Genomic DNA, 6,798 nt, shown 5'->3' with positions numbered 1-6,798 from the left:
CTGAAGACAGGCACCACGACGTAATAAGTAAGGTTGGATAGGTTAACGCGTCGCGTTAGCAACCCACGAATACCAGCATGATCACCGTCGAAATTACTTGCTTCATCTGATGCGTTGACGCTTCCCTAACGGGAAGAATGTTAATTAAAAAGAAAGGCTCTGGCCGAGGTTCCGGCAGGATTTTGTGCGGGCCTCTTGACGTGGGGAGTCATACCAACGCCTGCATTTGCGGCTTGGGTAAAGTGGCGGCTTTTGTGCGTATTTTTGCACAAAAGGTGACAGTTTACCCAAGTCCTTGCAAGATGCACTTGTTAAATTTAGTTTGGATAACTATCAATTAAATTGAGTGCAACTCCATTTGATGTAATTGCTGTTTCTAGAGCAGAGACAGTTCTTGGAATAAATTGGCTACTATCGCCAACAACTGATTGAGCTAAAGCTCTACCAAGAGCTTCAGTAGAAAAACCCCCAGATACCTTAGTAAATGCATAATACACATTCATTTTGTAACCTTCTTTGTAAGGCATTAAGCATGTAAAGAAAGTGGTGTTTTCTGCGCCGGCAAAATTGTCATTTGAAGTTGCTTGAATAACTGCATCTTTGCAAGTTGGCACTCTCATTGATGCACCTGCTAAAGCAGCAAAACCTTTTGCATTTTCAAATGGATTTACTAGCTCAAAACGACCAACATCATCTGGTAGAGTTGCAGGTGGTAAGTTGTTTTCAAACTTTACATTATCAGCGTTTTCTTGCATTGCTTCCTTGAGACTATTGGACAGTTTCATCGTTATTGAAGATGACACCTCTGCTTTAATATCATATATTTTATAGCCTTCAAAACGCTCCTTTGTAGGTGTAAATGATGCACACCCAGCGAGCGTGAGAACCGATAAAGCTACTATTGTTTTCGTCATTTTTTGAGACCTCCTCGTCTCTGTTTTTTGTAAAAAATTTAACGCCGCGCTCTGCGGCAAATTTGGAGCGCAGCGGAAAACTTGTCCGACAGCAGCGCCTTGTTAGGCATTTTCACTATCAACACAAACCTTTCTTAATATTTCAATTTGCTCTGCTTTCGATAGTTTTTTAAAAGATAATATGGCAGCCTTCAAAACATCACTTCTGCTGCACTTAAAGTCTCGGGGGAGTAAACTGATCTCGTCGATATCCTTACTGACAGGTTCAGTAAGGCTAAAATTAAATCTTTTGAATTTTGCTTGGCTCACAAGAGTGTCTCGTTTTTTTCAGAAGGTTAGCACTGTTAAGTAAATTATGCAAAATACACAACTTACACAAGTTGTGTATTGTAAGGAGCTGTGCTATGGTAGATAAAAGTATAAGTTTTCGAGGCACGGCATGGCTACAGGCATAGTGAAAGGCGAAAAGTTGGGGGAAGATGCACTTCTTGCGGACTCTGCTAAGAGCGAGCCTTTTCCATTACCCTCAAATAAAGATGGTTTTGAGTTAAATTATCCAAATAAGCTTTCCAAAGATGAAATATTTAGTGATGTAGATCATGAGTATTCCTCTATTGATGGTAAAGGCAAAGTTTCGCCCATAGAAGATATAGACGTAAATGCCTTTTTACTTGCAGATAATTTTTATGGTCTTAAAAAGCTGCTCGAATGCCATAGCGGTAAGGTTTCCTTGATTTATTTAGACCCTCCATATGGTACTGGAAAAGACTTTCAGTCAAGAGCACTGAAGCACGCTTATAAAGACGTTTTTGGTACAGCCTCATGGATTGAATTCATGAGAAGGCGTCTAATATTAATGCGTGAGTTACTTACAGATGACGGTTCTATCTATGTGCACATAGGTCATCAAATGCTTTTTCATTTAAAGTTGGTTATGGATGAAGTATTTGGCGAAAACAACTTCAGAAACATGATTGTTAGAAAGAAATGCAGCTCCAAAAATTATACAAAAAACCAATACCCTAATTTGAATGATTACATATTGTTTTACTCTAAAACTGACACTTATATATGGAATCAACCAAGTGTGCCAGCAACAGAAGAGTGGATTAATAAAGAATATACAAAAAAGGATGAAAAAGGACGGTATAAGCTGGTACCAATACACGCACCAGGCGTGAGAAATGGGGAAACGGGAAAACCTTGGAAAGGAATGAATCCTCCAAAAGGGAAGCATTGGCAACTAACCCCTGCAAAATTGGACGCTTTAGATGCTAACGGCGAAATTCACTGGTCGAAAAATGGAAACCCTAGGCGGAAAGTGTATTTGCCACAAAACAAGCAACGTCCACTTACAGATTATTGGGATCAATATCGAGACGCTCACCATCAAAGCATCAAAATTACAGGGTACCCAACAGAAAAAAACCTAGACATGCTTAAGATGGTTATTAACGCATCTAGCAATGAGGGTGACATTGTTCTCGATCCGTTTAATGGGTCTGGTACTACCATTCATGCAGCGAATGAGTTAGGTAGAAAATGGATCGGAATTGATCAATCCTTCACTGCTGCTGAGGCAACCTTGAAGAGGTTGCGGCATGGGTTGGAGGAAATGGGAGATTACGTAAATGGAAAGGAGGCTGATCGAACAAATGATATGTTTAGTTCTGATCAAGCCCCGCTACCAGAAAACTTCAGGACAGAGTTTAATTTCTATGTTGATTCCGATGTCTTAGAAAAACACCATAAAGAAGTTAAATTACTAGCAAAAATATAATTAAATGTGCAGCGTAAGCTGCACATTTAATTTCTTAGCCATTGCTCAGTTATTCTATCATCTGCTAACTTTAAAGTAGACACTCGCACTCTATCACTTAGCTTGCCATCAAGAATACAGGCTTCTTCCCAAGTATCTCGATGCGTCAAACCGGGGCCATCTGATAAAAATAACAATTTAAAATTAGTGTTAGATGATTTTGTAAATTCATCGGCTTTCATTACTTTATCATTATTTCCACCTGTTCGGTCATCAGACTGTGAGCCTCCTCTAGTGCTATCATAACGTGCAAATCCGACCGCTAGAACCTCGCTACTATCAAAGTCTCTGATGACAAAATCACAGGGGTAATCACTATCAAAGTCTTCAAATATACTTTGCAATTGAATATCTTTTCCTGCTCCTCTTGGCCCTTCAATAGTAAGATTTTCTGAAAACCTATCTTCAAACCAAGTAAAGAATAAGTCTGTTAAGATGTAACCTTGCTTGCCTCGGTCATCATACTCACCAATTAGTGAAGTCAGAGCGTATTTATCCTTCTCGGGCATATTAGAAAACTGCCTTTTAAGAAGGTTGATATCTTTAAAAGTATGCCCGTAATTATCAACGAACATTGAGGTTGGATTCATTAGTTTTTTGGATTTTTCGGTATCTATGACAGTACTAACGCACCTTCTAAAAAGCTTAAGAAGAGGCATTCTTACATCAGCCTTATAAACTTTTGGATTGCGGATCGCATCCAGCAATTCAGCAGATGAGGACGATTCCATAATTAAGGATTGGAATAAGTCTACAAACACGCCATATCTATTAAATCGACCTTCAACAAATTCTGGAAAAGTAGGGCTTGATGGGATCGCCGTGACAACTGATTCTGGATCATCAATCTCAGATAAAAATGATAAATTTACTGCCATATAACTTAGGGCTTACGCCACTCTCCTTTCCGATATTGATTTGAATACATGTATGCCTAACATTTGAATCTACGACATAAGGTCGTATATCCACCTGTCGTATATCCTTTTTTTAAAATCGTTCTGATATTACTCGAATCATACACCATGACTGGATTCCGCAGAAGTCCGAGATTCAAAAACTATTAAGAAATGCGACACTATGTCGTATATCGTGATTTTACACCAGTTTCTTAGCCACTTGTTTTATATACAGTTTTTGATTCGTTCTTGTAAGTTCTCAGGATATACGACAGGCGGTCGCTTTTTAAGTCAAAAGGTACTAAATCTAGCTGAACGAAAGCGAATTCTCGATGCTAGGGAACATCAGCTTTAACTACTAAAGTAATGTCCACCTTATCCATGACTACAATTTATCAAACAAACTCTTCCCACCTTTTGGAAAGATTCGCATACCCTCCCCACTCAATATTAACCACAGCGGCCCACCAGGTTTTAGTGCTTTAGTAGGATGTCCAAATTATTTAACCTAGGTGGGTATAACTAAAAATTTGGACTAAGCCTTAACTTAGCGTCAGTCACTTTGGCCCCTTCAAAATAACAAGCCAGATACCAGTAGCTAAATCTGGTTTTTTCCAAAGGTTTAATCTCTTTTGGTTTGAATGGATTTTCAATTATTTAGTGTACTTGTTTTTTTCTAAATAATGTTCGATCAGCCGATGTTCTGGGGTGTTTAGCAAATGTTCGTCTATATTTTCTAACCAATTAATATCATTCAAAGATTTATCAATTGGGGCGCGCAATGCGATTGGTGTCATTTCTGAGTAATGATTGAGAATGGTGTCGATGTCATTACACCTCTGAAAGCATGTTGTTAATGCGTTAGCCATGTTAAATGCTGTTTGCAAACCAACGCCCGCGCTATAGTGGAAAGAAAAAGCCGCATCGCCAATTAGAACCATATTTTCATGGAAAAGGTGTTTAACGGTATTCATCTTGAAAGAAAACCAGGGCAAATTGGTAGAAACCAAGTCAATTTTGTCTTCTTCGCTGGTGAATATCTTATTAAGATGGGGGATAGCTTCGGCTGGGCTTTGCTGGAGAAAGCGACTCGATTGAAAGCACTTTTCGGTCATTTCAATGATAACAGCCTGCCTGGTGTCCGTTAGGGGGGTAGGAGGACAACTGAATGAAGCCGGTAGATGTTTTAATGACGTAAAACCTGACATTTGTTTGAGGTTTTGGTGAGTCGTTATAAAACCAAGTAAACTTTATTTTTGCTTCATGCTGCTGTGTGACAAATTTAGCCGCATATTCTTTTCGTACAATGCTGTTTACGCCATCTGCTCCAACCAATAAGTCGCAGGAATCTTGTAGCTGACTTAGCTCAGATGGAAGCACTTTTTTCTCTTCGATAGTTATTCCGAGTGACGTAGCTTTATTTCTGAAATAGCGCATCAATTCAAAACGGGAAACGCAGTGTCCATCAGAAAACTTAAAGGTTTGGCAGTCGTTATTGGTTTTTACGGTGGCTTGTGAGAGTCTCGGCGGAGTGTTATTCGCAAAGAGTGATGTGAAATAATCCTCATCCAAATGCGCTAACAAATCTTTGGTCAGCCCCTGTAGCGTGTAGCCTAAACCAAATGAGTTGATTGATTCATTTTTAGCCTCATAAACGGTGATGTCAAAGCCAGGATTGAATTTTTTCATGGCACTCGCAAAATAGAGCCCGGCCGGCCCACCGCCAATGATAATAATTCTCATATTCTCATATTCCTTTTATGCCAACCGGTACTACTACCGAGCATGTTTAATCTTTGTTAATCTTTACATTATAAACATTAAAGACTTAGCTTTACACCTGAATTCTACAATTTGTTTCTTTAACCGTTTTAGGTATTAAGCCAAGCTAAGTAAACTTGACGATGATTTGGTGAGCCATCAAATTCTTTATTACGCAAATCGCACAAAGCAAACACTAGTTTAAAGGCGCGGCGACAAACTTGTAGCCGTGCCTGTCATTGATATAGCCAATGCCATTTACAGCCATATTGAGATACCAGAAAACAGTAACTGGCCACTAAATATTAGCAACGGTACAGAAAGCGACTTAAGCACGACAGCGTAAACTCTCGGGTTGAACCGCTCTCCTAAGGCTTTAATAAAGAGAGCCACAGAAAATTTCGTAATACACAGACTAAATAATGTACAAACAATAAATACAACAGCCTCTATATTAGAGCCCATGAAAATATAGCTACTGCCAATAGTTAGCCAAAATATATACGGTGCTGGATTTAGGAAGTTAATTTTTACTGCCGTAGCTAAGCTTGAGCTTTTGCTACCCCCGACACTAGGGTCGATGTTGTTTGGAGTTTTAAGTATTTTGTATGCAATAAGAGCTAGGTACATAGAGCCAAAGACAGAAATCGCAGAGATAAACAAGCCTATATCATTAAGCTGCAACGTTAACAGCAATGCCAGAAGTATAATTGGCCCATCGGTTACAATAGGTGCAAGGCTAGCCATAAACCCATTGTAATTACCTTTTGACATGGTTTGATGAATCACAAACACACCTAAAGGCCCCGGTTTCAGCCCTGCCACTAAGCCAAAAGTTAATGCTGCTAATGCGAAATACATGATATACCCAGTAGGTTACAACCCTACTAATAATGGCGAAGAAACAGGGTGGTTTTATTTGGAACGAAGGCTTCCCTGCATATAAGTAGTTGCATACTTAACCTGCTTATTGTTCATACTGTCCAAGAGTTATAAAACCTGTATTCGTATGGATACTTTGTTCATTGTAATAACTACCCAAATAGTAACTCAAGGTCATACTTAATTCATATTGGTTGATTATAGATTTGAGTCAACGAGCTTTTTTGCCTAGCCATTATCAGTATCTAATACGAAGCTAAGCTTGGCATCACAAAGGTTGGTTTTAGCCAGTGTGCGTATTTCTTTTGCCAGTTGGCGATAAAAGCCCCGATTAGGACAATTCTGGCGCCATGCTAAAACGTGCATTCTTGATAAATTTAGCTGATCAATATCTCTAACGCTTGGCTGACTAATATTGATGATATCTGCCGCACCACGAAATATTGCAGACTCTGCAAGGCAGACAAAGTATTCCAACTGTCTTAGTGTCGGGGTTTCATGAGCCATTACAAGCGCAAATCCT

Annotated in this window: 7 protein-coding genes; 1 reads left to right on the top strand and 6 read right to left on the bottom strand. The window is 39.2% G+C overall.

From position 1 onward, the window contains the following. Positions 1 to 317: 317 nt before the first annotated feature. Positions 318 to 914 carry a hypothetical protein gene (locus tag A3756_RS13020; protein ID WP_068553651.1) on the bottom strand — a complete coding sequence of 199 codons (597 nt, stop codon included), beginning with the start codon at positions 912 to 914 and terminating at the stop codon, positions 318 to 320. 439 nt (positions 915 to 1,353) lie between these two features. Between A3756_RS13020 and A3756_RS13010 the strand changes: the two genes are divergently transcribed. Beyond that, positions 1,354 to 2,694 (top strand): site-specific DNA-methyltransferase, encoded by a 1,341-nt coding sequence (locus tag A3756_RS13010; RefSeq protein ID WP_068553649.1) that lies wholly within the window; start codon positions 1,354 to 1,356, stop codon positions 2,692 to 2,694. A 26-nt stretch (positions 2,695 to 2,720) separates the two neighbouring features. Here the strand turns inward: A3756_RS13010 and A3756_RS13005 are convergent, their stop codons facing one another. The 5 genes from A3756_RS13005 to A3756_RS12985 all read right to left on the bottom strand — a co-directional run. Beyond that, entirely contained in the window at positions 2,721 to 3,611 is an 891-nt protein-coding gene (locus tag A3756_RS13005) for a hypothetical protein (RefSeq protein ID WP_068553648.1), read from the bottom strand. A gap of 674 nt (positions 3,612 to 4,285) precedes the next feature. After that, positions 4,286 to 4,747, bottom strand: coding sequence for a hypothetical protein (locus tag A3756_RS13000; protein ID WP_068553647.1), 462 nt, complete (start codon positions 4,745 to 4,747; stop codon positions 4,286 to 4,288). Between the two features lies 1 nt (position 4,748). Next, positions 4,749 to 5,375, bottom strand: a complete 627-nt coding sequence (locus A3756_RS12995; RefSeq protein WP_068553646.1) for an FAD-dependent monooxygenase — start codon at positions 5,373 to 5,375, stop codon at positions 4,749 to 4,751. 276 nt (positions 5,376 to 5,651) lie between these two features. After that, positions 5,652 to 6,254, bottom strand: a complete 603-nt coding sequence (locus tag A3756_RS12990; RefSeq protein ID WP_068510259.1) for a LysE family translocator — start codon at positions 6,252 to 6,254, stop codon at positions 5,652 to 5,654. 249 nt (positions 6,255 to 6,503) lie between these two features. After that, positions 6,504 to 6,798: LysR family transcriptional regulator (locus tag A3756_RS12985; RefSeq protein WP_231875537.1), on the bottom strand; the 295-nt coding region annotated here is incomplete at its 5' end.

This window comes from Oleiphilus sp. HI0086 (assembly GCF_001635225.1).
Note: the sequence above shows the minus strand (reverse complement) of the source record. Positions and strands in the feature narration are given on the sequence as shown.

Coding starts and splice junctions, on each gene's coding strand:
- A3756_RS13000 (WP_068553647.1), bottom strand. CDS start 4,747: ATGACCGAAAAGTGCTTTCAATCGAGTCGCTTTCTCCAGCAAAGCCCA.
- A3756_RS12990 (WP_068510259.1), bottom strand. CDS start 6,254: ATGTATTTCGCATTAGCAGCATTAACTTTTGGCTTAGTGGCAGGGCTG.
- A3756_RS13010 (WP_068553649.1), top strand. CDS start 1,354: ATGGCTACAGGCATAGTGAAAGGCGAAAAGTTGGGGGAAGATGCACTT.
- A3756_RS13005 (WP_068553648.1), bottom strand. CDS start 3,611: ATGGCAGTAAATTTATCATTTTTATCTGAGATTGATGATCCAGAATCA.
- A3756_RS13020 (WP_068553651.1), bottom strand. CDS start 914: ATGACGAAAACAATAGTAGCTTTATCGGTTCTCACGCTCGCTGGGTGT.
- A3756_RS12995 (WP_068553646.1), bottom strand. CDS start 5,375: ATGAGAATTATTATCATTGGCGGTGGGCCGGCCGGGCTCTATTTTGCG.